This window comes from Streptococcus parasanguinis, from assembly GCF_001578955.1.
Lineage (GTDB): Bacteria > Bacillota > Bacilli > Lactobacillales > Streptococcaceae > Streptococcus > Streptococcus parasanguinis_U.
In genome coordinates, this window is sequence record NZ_KQ969690.1 from 487,800 (window position 1) to 488,662 (window position 863).

Here is an 863-nt window from a genome sequence, read left to right on the forward strand (position 1 = left end):
GCCAGGAGTACTTGATTCGCTGTGAAATTCAACAGTTTTTAAAGGAGCTTGAGCAAGTTCAAACAGGTTACCAAATCCGCTTTAATAAAGATGAAGTCTTAGTGTTAGATGATTTGAAGGAAGAAATCGCCTGTAAATAATGAAAGGTTGTCGTTTTCTCCATTTATTACGAATTAATAAGTGAGGAGGAAATTATGTACGACATATCATTTATTGAACCATCTTTGCTTCCTAGAGAACGTTTGGTTTCTGAAGGAGTGGATAAGCTGAGTCACCAAGAATTGTTATCCATTCTCTTACGGACAGGCAATAAGCAAAAAAGCGTTTATGAGATTGCACAAGGTCTTTTGAGCTCCGTTAATAGTTTAAAGGAGTTAAGTCAATTAACCCTAGAGGAGCTACAGGAAATCTCTGGCATTGGCCGGGTGAAGGCCATCGAACTTCAGGCTGTGATTGAGTTTGGACGAAGGATTCATAAAGACGAATTGATGAGTTCTGAACAGATCATGAGCAGTCAGAAATTGGCCCATAAAATTCAACAGGAAATCGGCCATAAGAAACAGGAGCACCTGATTGCCCTCTATTTGAATACACAGAATGAAATTATTCATCAGCAGACCATTTTTATTGGAACCGTGAATCGAAGTATTGCGGAGCCACGTGAAATCCTGCATTATGCACTGAAGCACATGGCAACCTCTATCATCTTGGCTCACAATCATCCATCTGGTGCCGTATTTCCCAGTAAAAATGATGATGAAGTAACGCAACGAGTTTTAGAGGCCTGTGAAGTGATGGGCTTAACCCTATTGGATCACTTGATTGTATCTGAAGAAAACTATTATAGTTACCGTGAAGAAACC

General features: G+C 39.7%; 1 protein-coding gene. It reads left to right on the forward strand.

Annotated elements, in window-relative coordinates; genetic code table 11:
- Window positions 1-194: 194 nt before the first annotated feature.
- Window positions 195-863: RadC family protein (radC, locus tag SPADD19_RS06265; RefSeq protein ID WP_061455537.1), on the forward strand; the 669-nt coding region annotated here is incomplete at its 3' end.